This window comes from Caulobacter sp. GW822-FHT01G02, from assembly GCF_058802865.1.
The window spans coordinates 284,272-308,060 of record NZ_JBXAON010000002.1 but is presented as its reverse complement, the minus strand read 5'-3'; the positions used below and the strand labels follow the sequence as shown (position 1 = coordinate 308,060).

At 69.2% G+C, this 23,789-nt stretch carries 18 protein-coding genes; 11 read left to right on the top strand and 7 right to left on the bottom strand.

The window, feature by feature from the left end; all coding sequences use genetic code 11:
- The 4 genes from AC1RNC_RS06905 to AC1RNC_RS06890 form a co-directional block, all read right to left on the bottom strand.
- A complete protein-coding gene (locus AC1RNC_RS06905; RefSeq protein WP_492884852.1) occupies positions 1-2,238 on the bottom strand; it encodes a TonB-dependent receptor in 2,238 nt (745 codons plus the stop codon).
- 151 nt (positions 2,239-2,389) lie between these two features.
- Entirely contained in the window at positions 2,390-3,673 is a 1,284-nt protein-coding gene (locus AC1RNC_RS06900) for a peptide MFS transporter (protein WP_492884850.1), read from the bottom strand.
- Positions 3,670-4,683, bottom strand: a complete 1,014-nt coding sequence (locus tag AC1RNC_RS06895) for a dipeptide epimerase (protein ID WP_492884848.1) — start codon at positions 4,681-4,683, stop codon at positions 3,670-3,672. Before AC1RNC_RS06895 ends, AC1RNC_RS06900 begins: the two co-directional genes overlap by 4 nt.
- On the bottom strand, positions 4,683-6,719 hold the full coding sequence (locus AC1RNC_RS06890) for a serine hydrolase domain-containing protein (protein ID WP_492884846.1): 2,037 nt from the start codon (positions 6,717-6,719) through the stop codon (positions 4,683-4,685). Before AC1RNC_RS06890 ends, AC1RNC_RS06895 begins: the two co-directional genes overlap by 1 nt.
- Positions 6,720-6,854: 135 nt before the next feature.
- On the opposite strand from AC1RNC_RS06890, the gene AC1RNC_RS06885 reads away from it, so the two are divergent.
- Complete coding sequence (locus AC1RNC_RS06885; protein WP_492884844.1) at positions 6,855-7,493, top strand: helix-turn-helix domain-containing protein; 639 nt, start codon at positions 6,855-6,857, stop codon at positions 7,491-7,493.
- A gap of 88 nt (positions 7,494-7,581) precedes the next feature.
- On the opposite strand, the gene AC1RNC_RS06880 is transcribed toward AC1RNC_RS06885, so the two are convergent.
- Together AC1RNC_RS06880 and AC1RNC_RS06875 are read right to left on the bottom strand one after the other, a co-directional pair.
- On the bottom strand, positions 7,582-9,630 hold the full coding sequence (locus AC1RNC_RS06880) for a 2Fe-2S iron-sulfur cluster-binding protein (protein WP_492884842.1): 2,049 nt from the start codon (positions 9,628-9,630) through the stop codon (positions 7,582-7,584).
- 23 nt (positions 9,631-9,653) lie between these two features.
- The gene (locus AC1RNC_RS06875) at positions 9,654-10,265 is read right to left on the bottom strand and encodes a glutathione S-transferase family protein (protein WP_492884840.1); all 612 of its coding nucleotides are present in this window, start codon (positions 10,263-10,265) and stop codon (positions 9,654-9,656) included.
- Positions 10,266-10,487: 222 nt separating this feature from the next.
- On the opposite strand from AC1RNC_RS06875, the gene AC1RNC_RS06870 reads away from it, so the two are divergent.
- The gene (locus AC1RNC_RS06870; RefSeq protein ID WP_492884838.1) at positions 10,488-10,658 is read left to right on the top strand and encodes a hypothetical protein; all 171 of its coding nucleotides are present in this window, start codon (positions 10,488-10,490) and stop codon (positions 10,656-10,658) included.
- A 1-nt stretch (position 10,659) separates the two neighbouring features.
- Here AC1RNC_RS06870 and AC1RNC_RS06865 read toward each other — a convergent pair whose 3' ends face one another.
- Positions 10,660-11,556, bottom strand: a complete 897-nt coding sequence (locus AC1RNC_RS06865) for a LysR family transcriptional regulator (protein WP_492884836.1) — start codon at positions 11,554-11,556, stop codon at positions 10,660-10,662.
- Between the two features lie 275 nt (positions 11,557-11,831).
- Between AC1RNC_RS06865 and AC1RNC_RS06860 the strand changes: the two genes are divergently transcribed.
- From AC1RNC_RS06860 to AC1RNC_RS06820, 9 genes are all read left to right on the top strand, one after another.
- Complete coding sequence (locus AC1RNC_RS06860; protein ID WP_492884834.1) at positions 11,832-13,463, top strand: TldD/PmbA family protein; 1,632 nt, start codon at positions 11,832-11,834, stop codon at positions 13,461-13,463.
- Positions 13,464-13,485: 22 nt separating this feature from the next.
- Positions 13,486-14,817: a TldD/PmbA family protein gene (locus tag AC1RNC_RS06855; protein WP_492884833.1), complete on the top strand. Its 1,332-nt coding sequence runs from the start codon at positions 13,486-13,488 to the stop codon at positions 14,815-14,817.
- A gap of 8 nt (positions 14,818-14,825) precedes the next feature.
- The gene (locus AC1RNC_RS06850) at positions 14,826-15,545 is read left to right on the top strand and encodes a DUF4159 domain-containing protein (protein WP_492884832.1); all 720 of its coding nucleotides are present in this window, start codon (positions 14,826-14,828) and stop codon (positions 15,543-15,545) included.
- Positions 15,546-15,573: 28 nt separating this feature from the next.
- On the top strand, positions 15,574-16,575 hold the full coding sequence (locus AC1RNC_RS06845; protein WP_492838186.1) for an AAA family ATPase: 1,002 nt from the start codon (positions 15,574-15,576) through the stop codon (positions 16,573-16,575).
- An 8-nt stretch (positions 16,576-16,583) separates the two neighbouring features.
- On the top strand, positions 16,584-17,471 hold the full coding sequence (locus tag AC1RNC_RS06840; protein ID WP_492884830.1) for a DUF58 domain-containing protein: 888 nt from the start codon (positions 16,584-16,586) through the stop codon (positions 17,469-17,471).
- Positions 17,468-18,622 carry a BatA domain-containing protein gene (locus AC1RNC_RS06835; RefSeq protein ID WP_492884828.1) on the top strand — a complete coding sequence of 385 codons (1,155 nt, stop codon included), beginning with the start codon at positions 17,468-17,470 and terminating at the stop codon, positions 18,620-18,622. Before AC1RNC_RS06840 ends, AC1RNC_RS06835 begins: the two co-directional genes overlap by 4 nt.
- Entirely contained in the window at positions 18,619-20,742 is a 2,124-nt protein-coding gene (locus AC1RNC_RS06830) for a DUF4175 family protein (protein ID WP_492884826.1), read from the top strand. The genes AC1RNC_RS06835 and AC1RNC_RS06830 overlap by 4 nt, the downstream gene beginning before the upstream one ends.
- On the top strand, positions 20,739-22,442 hold the full coding sequence (locus tag AC1RNC_RS06825) for a hypothetical protein (protein WP_492884824.1): 1,704 nt from the start codon (positions 20,739-20,741) through the stop codon (positions 22,440-22,442). Before AC1RNC_RS06830 ends, AC1RNC_RS06825 begins: the two co-directional genes overlap by 4 nt.
- Positions 22,443-22,527: 85 nt before the next feature.
- Positions 22,528-23,694: an alpha-hydroxy-acid oxidizing protein gene (locus AC1RNC_RS06820; RefSeq protein WP_492884822.1), complete on the top strand. Its 1,167-nt coding sequence runs from the start codon at positions 22,528-22,530 to the stop codon at positions 23,692-23,694.
- The last annotated feature ends 95 nt before the right edge of the window (positions 23,695-23,789 follow it).

Sequence of the window (23,789 nt, the reverse complement as noted above, 5' to 3'; positions counted from 1 at the left end):
TCAGAAGCCGGCCGTCAGGCTGAGGCCGATCGTGCGCGGCCGGATCACGCCCGTGCCGATCGCGCCGCCCGGAGAGACCGGCAGGCCATTGGCGGTGACCGCGCCGGTCGAGATCTTGCCGTCCGAGTCGAAGGCGTTCTTGACGTACGCCTCCAGGTCCACCTTGCCGAAACTGACCCCGGCCCGCAGGTCGACGACCTCGTACGAGGGAAGCTGGCGCTGCTGGCTGTGCGCGGCGCGGTACTCGGCGTCGAACATGCCGCTCTGCTTGCCCATCACCCGTAGCGAGGCGCCGACATAGGCCTGCTTGTCGCCGATCATCCAAGTATAGTCGCCATTGAAGCCCAGGCTGAGCTTGGGGGTGAAGGGCAGCTGATCGCCCTTCTTGCCGCCGACCAGGGCGCTGGTGTCGCCCGAAAGCTTGGCGTCGGTATAGGCGCCGTTGGCCGATACGGTCAGGCCGCTGGCGAGGCGGGCCATGGCGGTGAACTCGACGCCGTCGCTTTTCGCGTCCGCGCCATTGGTGTTGATGCCGAAATTGTTGACCACGGTCAGCAGTTGGACGCCCTTCCAGTCGATGTGGAAGGCGGCGACGTCCAGGCTGACGCGACGGTCGGCGCTCTCGCCCTTGAAGCCGGCCTCGTAGCTGGTGACCTTGTCCGGCGCGAAGGTGGCCGGGGTGTCGGCCGGCGCGCTGGGCGGGATCACGTTCGGACCGCCCGGACGATAGCCCTTGGCGACGCGGGCGTAGACCGCGCGGCGATCGTCGATCTTGAACTTCGGGGCCAGCGAGTAGGTAAAGACGTTGTCCGACGACTTCAGGCCGCTGTTGATCGGCGTACCGCCGGCCAGCACGCCCGTGGCCGACTGCCCGGCGACCTGCTTGTTGTGGCTGTAGCGGCCGCCCAGATCGACATCCACCCGCTCGCCCAGATGCACGGTGGCGTTGGCGAAGCCGGCATATTCCCTGTAGCGCGAATTGAGGTCGAGGTTGGCCAGAAGCGGCAGACCGGTAAGCTGGGTCAGCGTGCCCGGCTGGACGGCGATGTACTCCTGGTGGATCAGGCCCTTCTCGTCGGTGAAATAGCCGCCGACCAGCCACTCGAACGGCGCGCCGGCGTTCGAGGCCAGGCGCACTTCCTCGGTATATTTCCGGTTGTTGGTCTTCTGGCCCAGGTAGAGGTCGTTGGCGGGACCGAACACGCTCTCGATCAGGCCGCTGAGGTTGAAAGAGGCGTCGTCGCGCTTGGTCTGGTTCTGCTTGTTGTAGCTGCTTGACGCGGTCAGCGTGCCAAAGCCCAGGTCGTAGTTCACCACCGCGTTGTAGATGCGGTATTCGACGTCCGAGAAGGCCGGCGCGAACTGCGACAGGGTCGGGCCGCCGTGCAGGGTCTTTAGGGTGTCGGGATCGCTCTCGACCACGGTCGGGGCGTCGGCCTTGATGTCCTGCAGCACCGCCGTCAGGCGCAGGTCGAATTTGTCGGTCGGCTTGAACAGCAGCGAGGCGCGGCCGCCATAGACCTTGGCGTCGTTGATGTTCCGCTCGACGTCCGAACCGCCGGTTCCGATCGAGTCGATGAAGCCGCCGTCCTTGCGGTAGAAGCCCGAGGCGCGGACCGCGACGGTCTCGCCGAGCGGGATGTTGACCATCGCCGTCGTGCGATACGACATCGCGCCGCCCTTGGTGTCCTCGAGCGCGACGCGGGCGCGAGCGATGAAGCCCTTGGTGTCAGGCGTGTTGGTCACGAACTTCAACAGGCCGCCCATCGAGCTCGCGCCATACAGCGTGCCCTGTGGGCCGCGCAGCACCTCGATGCGGGCGATGTCGAACGTATCGAAGTCGCCGGCCAGCACCGCGCCGTTGACGAGGGCGCTGCTCGAGCCGAACGGGGTCTCGTCCATATAGACGGCCACGGTCGAGGCCACGCCGCCTGTGTTGACGCCCCGCATGACCAGGCGACCCTCGCCGGGCGTGCTCTGGTCCAGCTGCAGGCCCGGAACCAGCTTCAGATAGTCGCTGAAATTGTTCGCCTGGTGGGCTTCCAGCGTGTCCCCCGACACCACCGAGATGGCCTGCGGAATGTCGATCAGGGTCTGTTCCCGCTTCTGGGCGGTGACGACGATCTCTTCGACGGTCGAGACGGGCTTGGGACCTTCGTCGGCCGCGAAGGCCGGAGCCTGCATCATCAGGGCGCCGACGGCGCTGGAGATCAGCAGGGTCGCACGATTGAGCTTCATCCAAATTCCCCCTCGTTAAAGCGCCGGCGGCCCCGGTGAGACATCCCCTCCGCCGCGCGCTGCGGCCGCTCGGATTTTTCCGTGCTCGGCCCGCTTGCCATTACGCAAATATAATCCTGATTAGGACAATGTTATCCCAATCAGAGAATTGTCAACGGCAATCGTGGGGTCGGCCCGCCTCGGCCTTGCGCGCCCAGGGATCGATCAGACGCAGGAGGATCGCCGCGGTCACGGCCAGCCCCGCCAGCAGCGCGAAATAGGCCGTGTGGCTCACCCGGCTCCACAGAGTGCCGACCAGACCCGCGCTAAGGCTGCCCGCGAAGATGGTCAGGTACCAGGCCGCTACGGTGGTCGCGCCGAACCCGGGCGGAGCCAGGCGGGCGAACAGACCCAGTCCGGTGGGCAGGATGAAAAGTTCGCCGAAGGTGTAGATCCCGAAGAACGCCACCAGCCACAGCCAGTGCGCCCTGCCCCCGCTGAACGCGTCGACGGCGCACAGCAGCAGGAAGGCTCCCGCCACGATCAGCGCGCCGGTCGCCATCCGCTGGGCCGGCGACGCATCCCGTCCGCCGTCGGCGCGTCTCTTCCAGCCGGCCAGCAGTATCGGCGTCATCGCCATGACCAGCAGAGGGTTCAGGGACTGGAACCAGGTCATCGGCACGAGCCAGGATCCGAGCGTCCGGTCGACGCCGGCGTCGGCCCACAAGGCCACGGTGTTGCCGGCCTGCTCGTAGGCGCCGCGGAAGACGGTGACCGACAGCGCGACGCCGGCCAGGGCCAGCACGGTCGGCAAGCCCATGCGCCCCTTGGCGGCGTCGGGCGCGACGTCGGTCTTCTTCTGCTCGGCCGGCAGGTAGCGCTGACCCCACAGATAGATCAACAGGCCCGCCAGCATCCCGAAGCCCGCCACGGCGAAGCCGACGTGCCAGCCGAACAGCTCGCCGAGCGTTCCGCACAGCAGCGGCGCGAGAAAGCCGCCGATATTGATGCCCAGATAGTAGACGTTGTAGGCCCAGCCGCGCCGGGGATCCCCCTCCGCATAGAGGTCGTTGATCTGGCTGGGCAGGGTCGGCAGGAACAGGCCGTTGCCCAGGGCGATGGTGGCCAGGGCGACATAGAACAGGTTCGGAAAACCCATCATGAAATGGCCCAGCGCCATGACGCTGGCCCCGATGATGATCGCCCGCCGCTTGCCCAGCAGCCGGTCGGCGATCACCCCGCCGACGATGGGCGTGAAATAGGCGCAGGCCGTGTAGGTCCCGTAGATCAGGGACGAGGTCCCCTGGGCGATCAGCAGCTCCTTGGTCATGTAGTAGACCAGCAGGGCGCGCATGCCGAAATAGGAGAACTGCTCCCACATGTTCGTCAGGAACAGGACGGTCAGGCCGCGCGGCTGACCGAACCATGGCGAGGCGTCGAGCGCCTTGCGGCTCATGCGGCCGCCGCCGCGGCCGGGGCGCCCCAGACGCTTTCGCCAGCCCAGACAGCGCCGTCGCGATAGACCACGCTCGGCGGCCGATCCTTCGCCAGGAAGGTCGGGCCATCCAGGTCGACCAGATCGCAGACCTGGCCCAGCACGAAGCCCGGCCCGGTGGCCAGACTGGTGCCCACCATGGTCCCGACCATGACGCCCAGGCCCAGGCGCCGGGCCTTGGCGGCCATCAGCAGGCCTTCCGTCAGCCCGCCGCACTTGTCGAGCTTGATGTTGATGATCTGGAAGCGGCCCACCGCGGCCGAGACATCGGTCAGCGAGACGCAACTCTCGTCGGCGGCGATCGGGATCGGACTGTGGAAGCCTTCCAGCTCGTGCTCGTGGCCGCGCGCCAGGGGTTGCTCCAGCAGAGAGACGCGTTCTTCGACCAGCGTTTCGACCAAGCTCTCCAGGTCGGCGCGGACGAAGCCCTGGTTGCCGTCTACGCCCAGCCAGGCGTCCGGTCGCGCGGCGCGGATGGCCCGCACCCGCGCCTGATCCAACGGCAGGTCGCCGGTCAGCTTGATCTTGATCGATCTGGCCTGGACGTAAGCCGTCGCGCCCTTGGCCATGGCTTCCGGCGTATCGGCGCCGAGGGTGAAGGTGGTGCGCAACGGCTGAGGCGCGTCCAGTCCCGCCAGCCGCCAGACCGGCAAGCCGGTCCGCGCGGCTTCCAGCTCCCACAGGGCGCAGTCGACGGCGTTACGGGCCCCGCCGGGCGGCAGAATGAAACGCAGCGCCTCCCGCGTCGGCCCGGCCTCGATCGCCTCGCGGACAGCCTCGAGCTGAGCCCGCATGCTGTCGACGGTCTCCTTCAGAAAGAAGACCCCGGCCGCTTCTCCCCTACCCTTCTGGCCGGCCTCCGACAGCGTCACGACGATGATGTCGGACGTGTCGAAGACGTGGCCGGCGATGCGGAAGGGCTGAGCCAGCCGGAGCGTCTCGTCGGCGATGTCCAGGGTCAGCCGGCCCATCAGTAGTTCACCGACATGCCCAGGAGGTGGAAAGCCAGGGCGACGTAGAACAGCAGCAGGGCCGAGAGCAGCAGCAGCATGCTCCACAGCTTGCGCGCCCAGCTACGGCCGTCGGTCCAGGTCAGCCAGGCGTTCCAGCCGGCCGTGACAAGCGCCACCGGGAAGATGACCCAGCCCAGCCCCTGCAGGAGCAGCATCACGCCGTCCATGGCGCCGGCCAGGGCCGCGGCGCTGGAGGTCAGCTGGATCATGCCCACGACCCAGCCGATCAGCAGGGCCAGCAGCAGGCCGGCGCCGATCCGCGAGGCGCGCGAGGCCGTCAGGGCCTTGCCCGAGATGTCCGGGCTGGCCTTGTAGCGGCGACGCACCAGGGCCACGACCGGCCAGTAGAGGAAGGTCAGGACCAGGACGCCGATGCTGACGAGCATCGCCGGCAGCGCCCAGGTCATGTCGCGGGCGGCCGGGGCGCGGTCGAACACCATGAACGGCGAGCCGAAATCCCAGCTCCAGCGGACCGGCTTGCCGTCCACCACCTGGGCGGCCAGGCGATCGTGGCCGCCGACCTCCCGCCAGACGTACGGGGCGATCTCGACCCATTCCTTGGGACGGCCATTGGGCCCCAGCACGCTGGGGATGATCAGCTCGCCCTTGGGGCCGACGGCGATCTTGGCCTGACCCACGGCGTAGAACAGCGACAGGAAGCTGCTGTCGGCCCGCCGGCTGGCCCACCATGCGCCGGCCATGGCCTTGGCGTGCTCGGCCGAGACCTTGGCGTCGACCTTGCCGTCGGGGGCGCCGGCATAGGGCAGATAGCGGTCTGAAAAGTCACGGAAGATGGCGGTGCGCAACGTCCCCGCCGCGCCCTCTCGACCGCCGCTGTTCAGCGACAGATAGAGGCCGACATGCTCGTCCATGTAGAGGTGCAGCGAGGAGTGGAAGCCCTCGGTGTCGCCCAGGTGACCGATGACGTAGCGGCCGTTGATCGAGGTCTGGAAGAAACCCAGCTCCATGCGGTCCAGCGGCGGGATCAGCGACTTGGGATCCACCTTGTCCAGGGGGCTGTAGTGCATCGTGCGGGCCGTCTCGGGCGACAGGATGCGCGCGCCGTCCAGTTCGCCGCCCTGCAGATGGGCGATCATGAAGCGGCCCATGTCCGCGCCCGTTGACGAGGCCGAGCCGGCCGGAGCCGGGCCGACGATCTCGAAGCCCTTCGCGGGCTTGCCAGGCTTCGAATAGCCCTGGGCGTCCGTCCCGGTCAGGCTGGCGGGCAGCGGCTGGCGGAACGTGGTGTTGGCCATCTTCAGCGGGCCGATGACGTGGCGGTCGAGATAGTCGTTGAATGTCTCGCCCGTCACGCGCTCGACGATGTAGGCCGCCAGGGCCGTGCCGTAGTTCGAATAGGCCGGCGTGGTCCCCGCGTCGAAGATACGATGCGGCAGGTGCTTCTTGAGATAGTCGCCCAGCACCGGCTCGGGCTGACCATAGAAGATGAGCGCCTTGGCGACTTCCTCGAAGCCGGCCGTATGGGTCATCAACTGGCGCGTGGTGATCGGCTTGCCGTGGCAAGGTGGGATCTTGAAGTCCAGGTACTGGTTGACGTCGGCGTCCAGGTCGATCTTGCCGGCCTCGACCTGCTGCATCACCGCCGTCCAGGTGAACAGCTTCGAGATCGAGCCGGGGCGGAACAGGGTCTTGTAGGGATCGACCGCCGTGCGCTTGTCGCGATCGGCGTAGCCGAAGCCGCGCGTCGTCAGGATCTGGCCGTCCTTGACCACCGTGACCACCGCGCCGGGAATATCGCCGGTGCGCAGGGCGTAGGGCATGTAGCCGTCCAGCCACAGGTCGACATCGGCCTTGGTCAGGGCGGGCGCTGTCGCCATCGCCACCGGAACCGAGGCGGACGGTGCGGCCTTCGCCGGCGCGATCGCCCTGGCGACCGGCGGCGACGCCGTTTCCTGTCGCGTCTGCCCTTGTGCGGAGCCCAGCCCCGCGAGCAGCGCGACGATCGCGACGGCTGCCCCCTTGATCGCCCGCATGCGTTCTCTCCCCTCGCCTGACGGCAGGATTGCCCCCGCACGGCCAAGCCGATAAATTGGAAGCAACAATCCTGATTAGGACAATTGCTATCCTGATTGGAAAATTCGTCAACCGCCTTCGAGGAGTCGCGGCGCGTGCCTGCTAATGTCCACACGCTTGGAACCCTGCTTCGTGGACTGAGAGATCGCGAGGGCTGGACCCTCAAGCAGATGAGCGAGAAGAGCGGTATCCCCGTCTCGACGCTCTCCAAGGTCGAGCACGACCGCCTGACCCTGACCTACGACAAGCTGCAGCAGCTTTCGCAGCGGTTGGGCATGCGCATGTCGGAGCTGTTCGCCGAGGATCAGGCCGCCCCGCCGCCGGCGGTCATGGCGCGCCGCAGCCTGGGCGATATCGAGCGCGCCGTGCGCGTCCAGACCCCTAACTACGACTACTACTACCTGTGCACCGAACTGCGCGGGAAACGGATGATCCCGGTGATCACCAAGATCCGCGCCAAGAGCGCCGAGCAGTTCGGCGACCTCGTGCGTCACGCCGGCGAGGAATACATCTTCGTCCTGAAGGGTCGGATCGTCGTGACCACCGAGTTCTACGACCCCGTGATCCTGGAGGCCGGCCAGTCGATCTATCTCGACTCAGCCATGGGCCACGCCTACCTCGCCGCGGAAGGCTGCGACGAGGCCGAGGTGCTGGGCGTCATGTCCAGCGAAGACGAGGAACTGATGAAAGCGCTCCTCGACATCCACGAGGACCAGAAGCAGGCGCGGCGTTAGGCGGGGCGATCACCCCCGCGGTTGCGTCGTTGGTCACGCCCGCGCCCGCCCGAGGGCGGCGGACGCGACACGGATCTCTCCTGGAGGTTCAAAGGGCCAGATGCAGCGCCTCGCCTTCGGCGGCCGGAACGGCGCAGCAGATCAGCGCCTCGTCCTCGGCGACCGAAGCGGTCGGCGATGTGAGATAGGAGACAGCGCCTTGCAGCACCCTGGTCTTGCATGAACCGCAAGTTCCGGCTCGGCAGCTGAACTCAGGCTGCAGACCCCGCGCCTCGGCCAACTCCAGCAACGTGCCCGAGCCGGGCTCCCAACGGGCCTCCTTGGACGACTCCATGAAGAACACCGGCTTGGAGCTGGTCGCCGGCGGCGGGCCGGCCGTCGCGGGCGCGACGCCAAGGTCCGGCGTGCGTTGCAGCGAGGCGGGGCCGAACGCCTCGGCGTGGATGCGCCTGTCGGCGACGTTCAGGCCGCGCAAGCCGTCATAGACCGCCTGCATGAAGCCCGGCGGCCCGCACAGATAGAAGTCGTAGTCGTCGAACGGCAACTCGGCGCGCAGGACGTCCATGTCGAGGCGACCCACCAGGTCGTAGTCGTCGCTCTCCGCGCCTTCCGCATCGCTGAGGATGCGCGTCAGGCGGATCGCCCCCTGCCCCGCCTCGACCAGGGCCGCGAGCTCCTCGTCGAACGCCCGCTCGGCCTTGGTCCGCGCGGTCTGGAAGATCCAGGTCGGCCGCACGCCGCGCGTACGGAAGCCCTCGAACAGGAGGTGTCGGGCCATTGCGATCATCGGGGTGATGCCGACGCCGGCCGCCAACAGCACCGCCGGGCGCTTTTCGCTTGCGTCGATGATGAAGTCGCCGGCCGGGGCGCGGGCCTCGATCAGGTCGCCCTCGCGGATCTGGTCGTGGAGGTATCGGGAGACCGCGCCCTCGCGCTTGACGCTGATCCGGTAGAACGGATCCGACGGCGCGACCGACAGGGAGTAGGTGCGGATGACGGGCCGCTGATCGCCGGGAAGTTGGACGCGGATGGGCAGATGCTGGCCGGCCAGGTGCGGAATGGCCGCCACGCCGTCGGCGGGCTCCAGTTCGAACGAACGGATCGTCGCGCTCTCGCGAGTGATCTTCCTGACCCGGAACGGCCGCCAGCGACCGGCCAGCTCGGCGGCCTTGAGCCGGGCCGCCGTCGCGTCCCAGTCGCCGGTGATCAGGGCGTTGGGCGAGGCGCCGTTCGCACGGTCCGCCCAGCGAACCGGCAGGACGCTCCGACGACGGACGATCGTAGTCGGACGCACCCGCCACAGACGCTCCGCGCCCTGGAACGCCGCGATCTCGGGCGAGTCCAGCACCACCTCGGCCTCGCCGGTCAGCTGCAGCATGTCGCCCGTCGCGAAATCGACGAACACCAGACCCGCCTTGCCGTTCAGCCGGATGTTGCCCAGCGTGTTGAAGAACAGATTGCCGGCGAAGTCCGGGATGGTCAGGACGCCATCCTCGCCGATCCGCACGAAGCCGGGCTTGCCGCCCCTGTGCGAGACATCGACCTGCCGGCCGTTCTCGTCGCTGTAGGACGCCACGAAGAAGGCGTCGGCCGCGCCAATCACCCGGCGAGCATCGGCGTCCAGGTCCGCGAAGGTCTCGACCTGGCCGGCAAAGGGCGCGTTCGGATCGCCCACCACCGCGAAGTCGCGCAGCTGGATGTATTGCGGGCAGTTGCCGTAGCTCTGACCGACCGTGACGTCGAAGCCGTAGGCCTGACGGCGCGTGGTTCCGTTCATGCGGTTGCGGCGGCGCGTATGCAGCTCGATGCCCAGCAGGCCGACAGGATCGCCGTCCTCCAAGCCCGCGTCGGCCGGATCGCTGGGTTGGCGCACGGCCTTGATCGCCAGGGTGTGGATGTCAGGCGAGCTGATGAAACCCGGCTGGCCGGCGACGATCGTCGCCCAGGGCGCGCCCGCCGGATCGACACCGCCGACCACCAGGAACGGCAGCTGCGGGAAGAACGCGCGGTGCTGGTCCAGCAGGAAGTCGCGGATCACGCGACGGCCGACGTCTTCCATCCGCGCCTCGACGCCGACGCTGCGCTGGATCTCGACCTCGCCGCGATGCCAGGGAGAGGGCTTTTCGGTGGTGATCATGGCCCGCTCCCCGGCGCTCGACGTTACGCGGCCAGGCCGACGGGCGTCTGGCGGAACGGCACGAAGCCCGGCAGGGCCTCGATGCGCGCCAGCCACGCGCGGACGGCCGGATAGGGCTGAAGGTCGACGTTCCCCTCGGGAGCGCGGGCCGTGTAGCTGTAGAGCGCCACATCCGCGAGCGTCGGGCGGCCGGCGACCAGCCAGGCCTGCCCAGCCAGCAGACCTTCCAGGATGGTCAGCAGCGCGGCGCCGCGCCCGATGACCTCGTCGGCGTCGCGCTTGGCCCCGAACACGGTGATCAGGCGAGCGGCGGCGGCGCCGTAGGCCAGTTCGCCGGCGGCCACCGACAGCCAGCGCTGGACCTGGGCGGCCTCGATGACACCCTCCGGCAGCCAGTCCGTCTTGCCGAACTTGCGAGCCAGATAGACCATGATGCCGTTGGAATCCGAGACGATGACGCCGTCGTCGTCCAGCACGGGCACCTGGCCGAACGGGTTCAGCTTCAGGAATTCCGGCGTCTTGTGCGCGCCCGAGGCCAGGTCGACCTCGACCAGCTCGAAATCCGCGCCGATCAGCGACAGGAACAGGTGGGCCCGGTGAGCGTGGCCCGACAGCGGATGATAGTAGAGGCGCATCGTCGTGTCCTTTGCGGAACGGCTGGACACGGCGTCCATCCGATGAGCCAAGGACACTCCATCTGCCGGGCGGACTGAAGCCGCGACAGGAGAAAGGCACCGTTGCGCGTAGCGGAATGGTCGGCATTCCGAGAACCGGAACAATCCATTCCTCCGGTTCGCCGTTCTGGCGGCGATGGCCGAGCGCCATCCTCCGAGGAGTTCCCCCGCCTGGAGGCGACGATGAATAGCGCGCTACTCAATGGCCGGTTTCGCGGGTCAATCGGCGAGACGAAGCCGGCTTCTCGCTTCCGCCTCGGATCATGGAAGCCGAAGGCCAGGCTGCACGACATGTTTCTGAAACTCGGCGAGGGCCAGACTGTCGATGCAATCTCCTGGATGGGCCTGCTCTAGTCTAGTTGATCCGCCGATCCGCCCGCAGCCGCCCGGCCGCGAAGTCGATGAAGGTGCGGACCTTGGCCGGCGCGTGCCGGCCTTCGGGGTGGACGATGTGGACCGGCAGTGGATGCTCCTCATAGGCCGGGAGCACCGTGCGCAGCGCGCCGGACTCCAGCGACGGCGCCGCCTGGTAGGACAGCACGCGCGTCAGGCCAAACCCGTTGATCGCCGCCTGCAGCGCCGCGTCGTTGGTGTTGCAGTAGAGGCGAGGATGGACGTGGACGATGGTCTTCTGATCCTGGCCGAAGCGCCATTCCGTCGAGGCCCAGGCGCTGGTCGCCGCGATCACCGAATGGTTGGCGAGGTCCGCCGGCGTGGCCGGAACGCCATTCTTCTCGAAATAGTCGGGCGAACCGCAAACGACCCGGCGCACCGAGCCGACCCGCAAGGCGCTGAACCCTGAATTGGGAAGGTTGCCGATCCGCACGGCCAGATCCACGCCCTCGTCGACAAGGTTGACCATCCGGTCGACGAACAGGGTGCGGATGCTGACCCCCGGATATTCGGCCAGGTAGTCCATGATGATCGGCAGGATGTACTGTTGGCCGAACATCACCGAGGCGGTGATGGTCAGCGTGCCGCTGGGCGTGGCGAAACTGCCCGCGGCGCTGGCTTCGGCCTCGGAGAGTTCGGCCAGGATCCGAGAGCAGTCGTCGAAGAACCGCGCGCCGGCGTCGGTCAGGGTCACCGAGCGGGTCGTGCGGACCAGCAGGCGCGCGCCGATCGTCTCCTCCAGCGCCGCGACCGCGCGGGTCACGGCGGGCGGACTGATGTGCAGGTGTCGCGCGGCCTCGGCGAAGCCCTTGGTCTCGGCGACCTTCACGAACACTCTCATCGCCTGCCAGCGATCCATGATCGTCCGCCCCTGTTCCCGAGTCTCAGGCCTTATATCCGGGACACGATACCCTAGGCCACGCCTTCGCGGCCGGTCGCCGCTTCGGGATCCGGGCGGGAGGCTTTGCATCGCGCTTCGTCGCCAATGCGCGCAATCTGATCATATCGACTACAATATACGGGAAAGATTTGACCTCGGCGGCGGGGCGCTACAGAACTTCGTTCGCGCAAGATTCCCGCCGTGAGGGGGGTCACGCGAGCGCCTGTGTTGTTGGGCCGTTGGGGAGAAGAAACTTGGATAGACGTCAGTTCCTTGCCGCCTGCGGGATCGGCGCCGGCGGCGTGCTGCTGCCCGGCTTCGGCCGCGCCATCGCCGCCGAACAGCTGGTCGAGACCCTCGACGTGGCCGTCAAGAAGCGCCTGGCCGACGCGGCCATGAGCGCCGCCAAGGCCGCCGGGGCCAGCTATTGCGACGTGCGCGTGGGCCGCTACCTGCGCCAGTTCATCCAGACGCGCGAAGCCAATGTGCAGGGCGTGACCAACACCGAATCCAGCGGCGTCGGCGTGCGCGTCATCGCCGGCGGGGCCTGGGGCTTCGCGGCGACCAACAGCCTCTCGGCGGAGGCCGTGGCCGACACCGCCCGCCTGGCGGTCGCCATCGCCAAGGCCAACGCCAAGAACCAGACCGCGCCAGTGCAGTTAGCCCCGACCAAGGGCGTCGGCGAGGTGAAGTGGGCCACGCCGCTGCGCCGCAACGGCATGGAAGTCTCGCTGCAGGAAAAGGTCGACCTTCTGATGCGCGTCAACGGCGCGGCGATGAAGGCCGGCGCCAACTTCGTCAATTCCAGCCTGTTCCTGATCAACGAGCAAAAGTACTTCGCCAGCACCGACGGCTCGTACATCGACCAGGACGTTCACCGCATCTGGTCGCCGTTCACGGTCACGGCCGTCGACAAGACCACCGGCAAGTTCCGCTCGCGCGAAGGCCTCTCGGCCCCGATGGGCATGGGCTACGAATACCTGGACCCGCAGGCCAAGGATAAGACCCTCTCGCCCAACGGCATCATCAGCTACGGCCGCTCCTACGACATGGTCGAGGACGCCCAGGCCGCCGCCGTGCAGGCGCGCGAGAAGCTGACCGCCAAGTCGGTCAAGCCGGGCCGCTACGATCTGGTTCTGGATCCCAACCACCTGGGCCTGACCATCCACGAGTCGATCGGCCACCCGCTCGAGCTGGACCGCGTGCTGGGCTACGAGGCCAACTACGCCGGCACCAGCTTCGCCACGCTGGACAAGCGCGCGGCGCACTTCAAGTACGGCAGCGACCTCGTCAACATCATGGCCGACAAGCTGCAGCCGGGCAGCCTCGGGGCCGTGGGCTTCGACGACGAGGGCGTCAAGACCAAGCAGTGGCCGCTGATCCAGGACGGCAAGCTGGTCGACTACCAGGCCACCCGCGACCAGGCCCACATCCTGGGCAAGACCGAGAGCGACGGCTGCTCCTACGCCGACTCCTGGTCGACCGTGCAGTTCCAGCGGATGCCCAACGTCTCGCTGCGGCCGGGCAAGACGCCGCTTAGCCTCAACGACATGATCGCGGGCGTCGAGGACGGCATCTACATCTTGGGCCGCGGCTCGTTCTCGATCGACCAGCAGCGCTACAACGCCCAGTTCGGCGGCACGCTGTTCTACGAGATCAAGAACGGCAAGATCACCCAGCCGCTGGAAGACGTCGCCTACCAGATGCGCACGCCCGAGTTCTGGAACGCCTGCTCGGCGATCTGCGACGAGCGCGACTATCGCCTGTTCGGTTCCTTCTTCGACGGCAAGGGCCAGCCCAGCCAGGTCTCGGCCGTAAGCCACGGCTCGTCGACCACGCGGTTCAACGGCATCAACGTCATCAACACCGCGCGTTCGCTCGGTTGATCGGTTCGGGGAAGATTATCCAATGAGCATCATGACCGAAGCCGAGGCCAAGACGATCCTCGCGAAAGTCATCAAGCTGTCGACGGCCGATGAGTGCACCGCGCAGCTGACCGGTTCGATCGAGGGCAATATCCGCTTCGCCCTGAACAACGTCTCCACCAGTGGCGTCGTCAGCAACATCGACCTTGCCGTCACCGTCGCCTTCGGGCGTCGCGTCGGCACGGCGACGATCAACGAATTCTCGGACTCGGCGCTGGCCCGCGTGGTCAAGCGCGCCGAGGAGCTGGCCAAGCTGGCGCCGGAAAACCCCGAGTTCGTCCCCGCCGTCGAGGCCACGACCTACAAGCCCAGCGACACCTTCAGCGCCGCGACCGCGGCGATCACGCCCGATCAGCGGGCCGAGGTCGCCCGCGCCTCGATCGCCCCGTGCCGCGCCCAGAAGCTGGTCGCCGCCGGCTTTCTGCAGGACGAGCAGAGCTTCGTGGCCTTCGCCAACAGCAAGGGCGCGTTCGGCTATCAGCGCGCCACGGCGATGGACTACACCTGCACCGTGCGCACCGCCGACGGCCGCGGCTCGGGCTGGGTCGCGCGCAACCTGCAGGACTCCAGCGGGTTCAAGCCGGCCAGCGACATCGAGATCGCCATGCGCAAGGCCAGCGCCTCGGCCGAGGCCCAGGCGCTGGAGCCGGGCAAGTATACGGTGATCCTGGAGCCGAACGCGGCCTCGGGCCTGATCTCGTTCATGTTCAACTACTTCGACGCCCGCCAGGCCGACGAAGGCCGCAGCTTCCTGTCCAAGAAGGGCGGCGGCAACAAGCTCGGCGAACAAGTCTTCGATCCGCGCGTCACCTTCATGGCCGACCCGTGGGACAAGGAACTGCCGGTGTTCCCGTGGGACGAACAGGGCCGCCCGCGCGAGCGCATGCCTCTGGTCGAGAACGGCAAGATCGCCAACCTGCTCTACAGCCCCTACTGGGCCCAGAAGCAGGGCAAGAAGGTCACCGGCCGGCCGGGCAACATCGTCATGTCGGGCGGTACGAAATCGACCGCCGACCTGGTGCGCGAGACCGAGCGCGGCATCCTGGTGACCCGCACCTGGTATATCCGCATGGTCGACCCGCAGACCGTGCTGCTGACCGGCCTGACCCGCGACGGCACCTTCTACATCGAGAACGGCCAGCTGAAGCACCCGGTGAAGAACTTCCGCTTCAACGAGTCGCCGGTGATCATGCTGAACAACATCGACGACCTGGGCCGTCCGGTCCGTGTCAGCGAAGGTGGTCGCGTGCAGATGATGATCCCCGCCATGCGCCTGCGGGACTTCACCTTCACCTCGCTGTCGGACGCCGTCTGACGTTCGACATGCCGAGTAGAAGCGTAACGCGTACCGAGTGCCTGCGTCTGCTGGCGGGCGGCGCGATGGGAAGCTGGCTCGCCAGCCGCCCGTCGGCCGTCCAGGCCGCGCCGACCTACGACTTCTGGTTCACGCGCCTGCGCTACGATTCCGGCGACTGGGACGTCGACCAGCGGATGCCGTCCAACATCCTGACCTCGCTGGTCGACTACACCAACCTGCGCGTGGACACCGAGGAGCGCGTCGTGCGCCTCTCGGACCCGGCCATGCTGACCGCGCCGTTCTGCTATCTGGCCGGCCACAAGCTGGTCGAGTTCAGCCCCGCCGAGGCCGCGAACTTCCAGCGCTACGTCCGCAATGGCGGCTTCGTTCTGGTCGACGACTGCAACCACGACATCGACGGCCTGTTCGCCAAGTCGTTCGAGCGGCAGATGGCCAAGCTGTTCGGCGGCGACGCCCTGAAGAAGCTGGCCAAGGACCATCCGATCTATCGCAGCTTCTTCAAGTTCGACGGCCCGCCCGCCACCAGCTTCGAGCTGAACGGATGGGGCGACGATCTCGTCCATGACTACCTCAAGGGCATCGAGATCAACGGGCGCCTCGGGGTGCTCTACAGCAACAAGGATTACGGCTGCGAGTGGGATTACGACTGGCGCAACAAGCGCTTCCTGGCCGAGGACAACACCAAGTTCGCGGTCAATATCGTCCTCTACGCCCTAACGGCCTGATCCGCCTTACGACCTGTCCGGAGTTCCGATGAGCGTCACCCCCACCGAAGCCGATATCGCGGCCAAGCTCGAGCGCCTGGGCCAGCTGCGCGCGGCGATCGGCCAGGCCATCGTCGGCCAGGACGAGGTCGTCGAGCAACTGCTGATCGGCCTGCTGGCCGGCGGTCACTGCCTGATCGAGGGCGTTCCGGGCCTGGGCAAGACCCTGCTGGTCCGCACCCTGGGCCAGGCGCTGTCGCTGGACTTCCGCCGCGTGCAGTTCACCCCCGACCTGATGCCCAGCGACATCCTCGGCACCGAGGTGCTGGAAGAGGACCATGGCACCGGCCACCGTCACTTCCGCTTCCAGCCCGGCCCGGTCTTCACCCACCTGCTGCTGGCCGACGAACTGAACCGCACGCCGCCCAAGACCCAGGCCGCTCTGCTGGAGGCCATGCAGGAGCACCAGGTCAGCTACGCCGGGGTCACCCATCGGCTGTCCGAGCCGTTCTTCGTGCTGGCCACCCAGAACCCTCTGGAGCAGGCCGGCACGTACCCCCTGCCCGAGGCCCAGCTCGATCGCTTCCTGCTCAACATCCGCGTCGGCTATCCGACGGCGGAGGAAGAGCGCGCCATCCTGACTCTGACCACCGGCGGCGCGATCGCCGCCCCGGCGGCGGTGATGACGGGCGAAGACATCGTCGAACTTCAGAAGTGGGTGCGCCAGGTGCATGTCAGCGATGGCCTGCTGACCTGGATCACCGCGCTGGTCCGCGGCACCCGCCCCGGGCCTGACGCCCCTGCCGCCGTCCAGGAGTATGTCCGTTGGGGCGCGGGTCCCCGCGCCGGCCAGGCCCTGGTGCTGGCCGCCAAGGCCCGCGCCCTGCTGCACGGACGCCTGGCCGCCACGCGCGACGACGTCAAGGCCCTGGCCGCGCCGGTCATGCGCCACCGCATCTTGCTGTCCTTCGCCGCCGAGGCCGAACGCAAGTCGACCGACGACGTGGTCGCCGCCCTGCTGGCCGCCCTGCCCGCGCCGGCGCGCGACTAAGAGCGGCCATGTCCCCGTTCGACCTGCCCCCGGACCTGCGTAGCCGTCTGCGACGTCTGTCGCTGACGCCCCGCGCGGCCGCGGTGCTGATCGGGGACGGACACCACGCCAGCCGCAATCGCGGCGGGGCCATGGAGTTCGCCCAGTACCGCGCCTACGAGCGCGGCGACGACCTGCGGCGCATCGACTGGAAGCTTTATTCGCGGTCGGACAAGTTCTTCGTCCGCGACGCCGAACGTGAGAGCCCGGTGGCGATCTGGATCGTCCTCGACGCCAGCGCCTCGATGGGCCAGGCCGATCTTGGCAAGCCCGCCTGGACACGCTTCGACGCCGCCCGCCGCTTGACCGCCGCGATCATCGAGGTGGCGCTGCAGCAGGGGGACCGCTTCGGGGTGGTCGTGGCTCGGGCCGAGGGGCCGATCATCCTGCCGCCGTCCAGCGACACCCGCCACCGCGACCGCATCCGCCTGGCGCTGGGTCCCCTGCGGCCCGAGGGCGTCCCCCAGTGGGAGCGGGACCTGAAGGTGCTGGGCGAACGGATCGCACCCGGCGACCTGGTGGTCTTCATTTCCGACGGCTTCGACGACGCTTGCGTGGCGGCCGCCGAGCGGCTGGCCGCGTCCGGTCGCGACGTCTCGTTCGTCCAACTCCTGACCGGCGACGAGCGCGACTTCCCGTTCGATCGGAGCCTGCTGTTCCGCGATCCGGAGAGCGACGCGAAGGTCGCCGGCGACGGCCGGGCGCTGCGCGCCGACTTCCTGGCCCGCTTCGCCGAAGCGCGCGCCACCCTGCGCGCCCAGCTGGAAGCGCGTGGCGCGCGGTTCGTCGAGCACTTCAGCGATCGGGATCCTGACCAGCCGATCCAGGATCTCTCCCGCCCGGCGACGCGCGGATGATCCCCGCCCTGCTCGCCCCCGCCGCGCTGGGCGCCCTGCTCGCGGTCCTGGTCCCGCTGGCGATCCACATCGCCCGCCGCACCGAGACGCAAGTCATCGACTTCGCCGCCCTGCGCTGGCTGAACCCGAACCCCAGGCCGGTCCGTCGCCTGCGCCTCGACGAGAGGCTGCTGCTGGCGGTGCGGATCGCGCTGGTGGTCGCCATCGTGCTGGCGCTGGCCGAGCCCGCGCTGCGGCCAACCGGCGATGGCCGCGCCGTGATCGCCGTCTCGCCGGCCGTCGACGCCAGGAGCGTCCCGGACCATGGCGAGCGGCGCGTCTGGCTCGCGCCCGGTTTCCCTAGCCTCGACCGACCCGCGCCCGCGCCATCGGCGGACTTCGCCAGCCTCGTGCGCCAACTGGACGCCGAGACGCCCGGCAGGACGGCGATCACGATCGTCGCGCCGCCGGAACTGACCGGCGACGCTGAACGGCTTTACCTGTCACGCAAGGTCGACTGGCGGATCGGCGCGGCGGCCGCGCGCGCGAAGACTGTCACCGCACCAGCGCCGCCGGCGCTGACTGTCCGCTACGCCCCGGGCAACGAACGCGCCGTCGGTTATTTCCGTGCGGCGGCGACCGCCTACGCCGAGGCCGGCAAGCCGCCCGCCTTCGACGCCGCGCCTGCCGATAGCCCCACGCCTCGCGGTGCGCGGTATCTCGTCTGGCTCTCCGGCGCGCCCATGCCGACGGCGACGCTCGACTGGATCGAGGCTGGCGGCGTCGCCTTGCTGGCTCACGACGCGCCCTCGCCCGTCGAAGGTTCCCAGCCCACGATCTGGCGCGACGCCGAAGGCGCGCCCCAGGCCACGGCCGGCCGCTTCGGCAAGGGCCGCGTGCTGCGCCTGACCCGCCCCCTCGAACCTAGCGCCATGCCGGTCTTGGTCGAGCCGGACTTCCCCATCCAGCTCTGGACGCTGCTGGCCCCGCCGCCCGCGCCAAGCCGGGTCGCGGCGGTCGACTATGCCCCCGGCGTTCGCCCAGCGGCGGGCGGCGGGACTTACAACCCGCATCCCGTCGGCCTGAGGCCTTGGCTGGCCCTGATCATCGCTCTGATCTTCGCCGTCGAGCGCTGGCTGGCGACGCGGCGCGACCGGCCGGTGGCCGCATGATCGCCGCTCTCGCCCATCATCTCCGCGCGGCCCGGCAACGAAGCGTTCTCGACACGCTGGCCGTCGGCCTGCCCGTCGTCCTGGCAATCGCCGCCCTGGGTCTGCGCGGGTTCGAGATCGTGGGGGCGGTTGTCGCGCTCGTGATCGGCGTCCTCGTGCTGGGCTGGATCGCCATCCGACGCAGCCGACGCTTCGACCAGGCCTGGCTCATCGCCGCCCTCGACGCCCACGCGCCCGGCCTGGAGGACAGCAGCGCCCTCCTGTTCCAATCTACCGTCGACGGCCTGGCCGCCCTGCAGCGCGCCCGCCTGGAGGCCCGCCTCGCCGAAGCCGCCGCCGTGGACCTGCGGCCAGACTGGTCCCGTCGCTGGATCCCCTGGACCGCCGGCTTCGGCGCGCTGGTGATCCTCACCGCCCTGTTCTGGCCGCCCGCATCCGGCGTCGCGCTCGGCCCCGAAGAGGCGGAGACCGCATCGCCGCCCGGCGCGCCCAGGGTCACCAACGCCAAGCTGCGGATCACGCCGCCGGCCTATACCGGCCAGCGCCCTTACGACCAAGGCGGCCTCGACGCGCGGGCCCCGGAGGGGTCGCGCATCGAGTGGACGATCACCCTCCGGCCGTATCCCGACGCCGCCAGCCTCAACTTCCCAGGCGAGGCCTCGCTGTCGCTGCGCCGCGACGGCGGACGCTGGCTGGGCGGGCGTGCGTTCGAGCGCTCGGCGCTCTATCGCGTCGAGGCCCCTGGACTGGCCCGCCAGCGCCTGCACCGTCTGGAGATCGTCCCCGACGCTCCGCCGGTCGTCCGCGTCGTGACGCCCGACAGTTCGCTGACCCTCATTGCGCCCGGCCAGAGCCGGTGGGCGCCGGTGTTCGAGGTCCGCGACGACTACGGCGTCGACGGCGCCGCCCAGCTACGCATCACCGTCACCAAGGGCGAGGGTGAGAACATCACCACCACCCAGCGGATCCAGCCGCTCGCCGGCCAGGGCGCCGCGCGGCTCAAGCGCTTCACCGCCGCGCTGGACCTGGCGCGCGAAGGCCTGGCGCCGGGTGGCGACATGATCGTGCAGCTGGTGGTCAGCGACAATCGCAGCCCGCGCCGCCAGACGGTCGAGGGACCTAGCGTCATCCTGCGCTGGCCCGCCGCCATGGGCCTGGCCGAGGGTCTGGACGGCATGGCCAAGCAGGTCATGCCCGTCTATTTCCGCAGCCAGCGCCAGATCATCATCGACGCCGAGGCCCTGATCGCCCAGCGCGGCAAGATCACGCCCGACGCCTTCCTGGACCGCTCGAACAGCCTCGGCGCCGACCAGGCCCAGTTGCGCCTGCGCTACGGCCAGTTCATGGGCGAGAAGGCCGAGGGCGAAAGCAGCGGCGGCGGCCTCGACCTGCCGACCAATGACGCTCCCGCCCTGCCGACCGACGACGCTCCTGCCGCGCCAGCCAAGGCCGAGCACCACGACGACGATGACGGCCACGACCATGGCGGCGGGGCCAATCTCAACGACATGACCGACGTCGTCGCCAAGTACGGCCACGCCCATGATACGGGGGATGCGGCGACGCTGTTCGACCCGGGCACGCGCTCGACCCTGGCCCAGGCGCTGGACGCCATGTGGGATTCCGAGCGCGCCCTGCGACAGGGCAAGCCCAAGGACGCCTTGCCCCACGCCTACAAGGCCCTGAACCTGCTGAAGACCGCGCAGCAGGCCGGGCGTATCTTCCTGGCGCGCGCCCCGCCGAAGCTGCCGCCGGTCGACCTGTCCCGCCGCCTGTCCGGCAAGCGCGAGGGCATCGCGCCGGGTCGTTTGGCGCCAGCGACGCGCGATCCCGCCGACACGCCGGCCGTCGAGGTCTGGCGCGCGCTGGGGGACCGCCCCGACGCACCGCTGCAGCTCGAGGCCCTGGCCCGCTGGGTGAACGCCAACCCGAAGCGCTTGGCCGATCCGCTGGCCCTGTCGGCGGCGATCGACACGGTCCGCAACGAACCCCAGTGCCAGGACTGCCGCCGCAAGCTGCGCGCCCTGCTGTGGACCGCGCTGGAGCGCCCGCCCGCCGCCGTCAGCCGCCGCGGTCCCGCTGACGCGCGGGGCCGGCGCTATCTGGACGCGCTGCGATGACGGGGAGCTTCGAACTCTGGACGGCGATCCTGATCGCGGTCGCCACGTTGGGCGGGATCGCGCGGACGGTTCTGCGGCGGCGGTCCGCCGACGCACGCGGTCCCGCCGGACGGTTCGCCGCGCTGATCGCTCTGCAGATCCTGGGCGGCGCGCTGCTCTACCCGACGCTCTTCCCGCCTTCGGTCGGTACGACGCCCGGTCGTCTCGTGGTCGCCACCCATGGCGCGAAGCCGGCGCCCGCCTCGGGAGGCGTGCTCGTCGCCCTGCCTGAAGCCGGCCCGCTACCGGGCGCGGTCCGCCTGCCCGACCTCGGCTCGGCCCTGCGGCTATATCCCGAGCCTGGCCGCCTTCTGATCGAGGGCGACGGCCTGACGCCGCGCGACCAGATCCCGTTGGATCGCCCCGCCACGTTCGCGCCCTCGCCACCCCCGCGCGGTCTTGTCGACCTGACCCCGCCGAAGCCCGTCGCCCCGGGGGCGCGCTTCATGGTCACCGGACAGGTCGAGGGCGCCGGAACCGTCGAACTGCTCGATCCGTCCGGCGCCGTGGTCGACCAAACCGCCGTGGCCGCCAATGGCCGCTTCCGGCTGTCGGCCGCCACTCGCGCACCCGGCCTGGCGCTGTTCGACCTGCGCCTGAGGGACGGCGCCGGTCGTCTGGTCGAGCACATCGACATCCCGGTCGAGACCCGCGCTCAGCGCCAGCCGCGCGTACTGGTCCTGGCCGGCGCGCCGGGCGCCGAGACCAAGTATCTGCGCCGCTGGGCCCAGGACGCCGGCATCGCCCTGAGCCTCGACATCGACGTTGGCGGCGGCGTGGTCCTGGGCGATCCGCCGACGCCGGTCACGCGCGCGAGCGTGGCCGAGATCGACCTCGTGGTGGTCGACGATCGGCGCTGGGAAAGCCTGTCACCCGGCGCTCGGGCCACCCTGGCCGCGGCGACGCAGGACGGCCTCGGCCTGCTGCTGCGTCCGACTGGACCGCTCTCGGCCGCCACCCGACGCGACTGGACGAATCTCGGCATGGCGACCTCGGGCGACGGCGAGGTCCAGGCTTTCCGGCTCGGCGGTCCGACCGACCTGGAACTCAGCCGCTACGACCTGGCGCAAGCCGAACGCGAGGGCGTGCCGTTGATCCGCGACAAGGCCGGCGCGCCGCTGGCCATCTGGCGGCCGCGCGGCCAGGGCCGCGTGGGCCTCTGGATCGTGGCCGACAGCTACAGTCTTGCCTTGACCGGCCACGCCGATCGCTACGGAGAGCTTTGGAGCGAACTGCTCTCGGCCCTGGCGCGTCCCAGCGATGGCCCGGGCGTGCGCCTGGACGGCATCGCCCGGGCGGGCCAACGCGCGGCGCTCTGCGGCGTTATCGGACCGATCCGAGTCGTCGACCCGGATGGCGTCGAAAGCCGGCCTGTCGTCGATCCGGCGACCGGCCCCTCCGCCTGCGCCGCCTACTGGCCTCGCCAGGCCGGATGGCGCAGGGTCTCGGACGGCGCGAGCTTCTACGTCCATGCCGCCGACGCCGCGCCTTCGCTGGCGCGGGCCGCCGACCGGCAGGCGACGCTCGACGCGGTGGCGGCCAGCGTCACGCACGACGCCCGCGTCCTCCGCCGGACACCGGGTTCGTCCTGGCCCTGGGCCGTCGGCCTTCTGGCCGTGCTTGGCCTTCTTTGGTGGCTGGAGCGCCGATCACGCGCTTGAGGGACTAGCGGTCGGCGGCGCGATCGCGTCAAATCGGATCGACGCATCGACGCCCAGACCGTCGAGCAGCCCTGGGGAGCGAACCATGCCGCACTACGGCGACTATCAGACCGAGATCTATTTTCAGGGTCTGCACGGCGTGCTGCCGAAGTATCCCGTCGACTTCGCCGGCCTCCTGGCGCGGGCCCAGGCGGCGATGCCGCCCTCGACCCTGAAATATGTGCAGGGCGGCTGCGGCGACGAGCACACCCAGGACAGCAACGCCTCGGCCTTCAAGCACTGGGGGCTGATCCCGCGGATGATGGTCGACTGCTCGGCGCGTGACCTCTCCATCGACCTGTTCGGCATGAAGCTGGCCAGCCCGCTATTCATGGCCCCGATCGGCGTGACCGGGCTCTGCACCCAGGACGGTCACGGCGACCTAGCCGCCGCGAGGGCCGCCGCGACCACGGGTGTGCCGCTCATGGTCTCGACCCTGACCAACGACCCGCTGGAGGACGTCGCCGCCGCCATGGGCGACACGCCCGGGATGTTCCAGCTCTACACGCCCAAGGATCCCGAACTGGCCGCCAGCCTTGTCAGCCGCGCCGAGACGGCCGGCTACAAGGCCATCGTCGTCACCCTCGACACCTGGGTCACCGGCTGGCGGCCGCGCGATCTCAACGACTCCAACTTCCCACAACTGCGCGGCGCCGTACTGGCCAACTATTTCTCGGACCCGCGCTTTCGCGCCATGGTCGGCAAGGATCCAAAGACGGACCTCCAGACCTCGGTGATGACTTGGGCGGCGACCTTCGGCAAGGTGCTGACCTGGGCCGACCTGCCATGGCTGCGGTCGCTGACCAAGCTGCCGATCGTGCTGAAGGGCATCTGCCATCCCGACGACGTACGCCGCGCCAAGGACGAGGGCGTCGACGGAGTCTACTGCTCCAACCACGGCGGCCGGCAGGCCAATGGCGGCATCGCCGCGATCGATATGCTGCCGGGGGTGGTCGAGGCGGCGGGCGACACGCCAGTGCTGTTCGACTCGGGCGTCCGCTCGGGCAGCGACGTCGCCAAGGCCCTGGCGATCGGCGCGACGGCCGTGGGCGTCGGGCGTCCCTATTCCTACGGCCTGGCCCTGGGCGGAACCGAAGGCGCGGTCCATGTCCTGCGCTCGCTACTGGCCGAGGCGGACCTGCTGATGGCGGTCGACGGCTTCCCGACGATCAAGGCCCTGCGCGAGGCCGGAGCGGTGCGCCTGCCGGCATAGCCTCAGACCTTTCGGCGAGCCGGCCTCGCCTGTCACGCTTTGTCACAATCGCGATGCAGAGCCGCAAGGCGGCCTCGCCACTCTCGAACCGTTGA

Excerpts from the sequence above, each read along its gene's own strand:
- AC1RNC_RS06875 (WP_492884840.1), bottom strand. The coding sequence starts at position 10,265 with ATGCGCCTCTACTATCATCCGCTGTCGGGCCACGCTCACCGGGCCCAC.
- AC1RNC_RS06850 (WP_492884832.1), top strand. The coding sequence starts at position 14,826 with ATGCCGAGTAGAAGCGTAACGCGTACCGAGTGCCTGCGTCTGCTGGCG.
- AC1RNC_RS06820 (WP_492884822.1), top strand. The coding sequence starts at position 22,528 with ATGCCGCACTACGGCGACTATCAGACCGAGATCTATTTTCAGGGTCTG.
- AC1RNC_RS06855 (WP_492884833.1), top strand. The coding sequence starts at position 13,486 with ATGAGCATCATGACCGAAGCCGAGGCCAAGACGATCCTCGCGAAAGTC.
- AC1RNC_RS06900 (WP_492884850.1), bottom strand. The coding sequence starts at position 3,673 with ATGAGCCGCAAGGCGCTCGACGCCTCGCCATGGTTCGGTCAGCCGCGC.
- AC1RNC_RS06865 (WP_492884836.1), bottom strand. The coding sequence starts at position 11,556 with ATGGATCGCTGGCAGGCGATGAGAGTGTTCGTGAAGGTCGCCGAGACC.
- AC1RNC_RS06905 (WP_492884852.1), bottom strand. The coding sequence starts at position 2,238 with ATGAAGCTCAATCGTGCGACCCTGCTGATCTCCAGCGCCGTCGGCGCC.
- AC1RNC_RS06835 (WP_492884828.1), top strand. The coding sequence starts at position 17,468 with ATGATCCCCGCCCTGCTCGCCCCCGCCGCGCTGGGCGCCCTGCTCGCG.
- AC1RNC_RS06890 (WP_492884846.1), bottom strand. The coding sequence starts at position 6,719 with ATGCGGGCGATCAAGGGGGCAGCCGTCGCGATCGTCGCGCTGCTCGCG.
- AC1RNC_RS06825 (WP_492884824.1), top strand. The coding sequence starts at position 20,739 with ATGACGGGGAGCTTCGAACTCTGGACGGCGATCCTGATCGCGGTCGCC.
- AC1RNC_RS06840 (WP_492884830.1), top strand. The coding sequence starts at position 16,584 with ATGTCCCCGTTCGACCTGCCCCCGGACCTGCGTAGCCGTCTGCGACGT.
- AC1RNC_RS06870 (WP_492884838.1), top strand. The coding sequence starts at position 10,488 with ATGAATAGCGCGCTACTCAATGGCCGGTTTCGCGGGTCAATCGGCGAG.
- AC1RNC_RS06845 (WP_492838186.1), top strand. The coding sequence starts at position 15,574 with ATGAGCGTCACCCCCACCGAAGCCGATATCGCGGCCAAGCTCGAGCGC.
- AC1RNC_RS06880 (WP_492884842.1), bottom strand. The coding sequence starts at position 9,630 with ATGATCACCACCGAAAAGCCCTCTCCCTGGCATCGCGGCGAGGTCGAG.
- AC1RNC_RS06830 (WP_492884826.1), top strand. The coding sequence starts at position 18,619 with ATGATCGCCGCTCTCGCCCATCATCTCCGCGCGGCCCGGCAACGAAGC.
- AC1RNC_RS06895 (WP_492884848.1), bottom strand. The coding sequence starts at position 4,683 with ATGGGCCGGCTGACCCTGGACATCGCCGACGAGACGCTCCGGCTGGCT.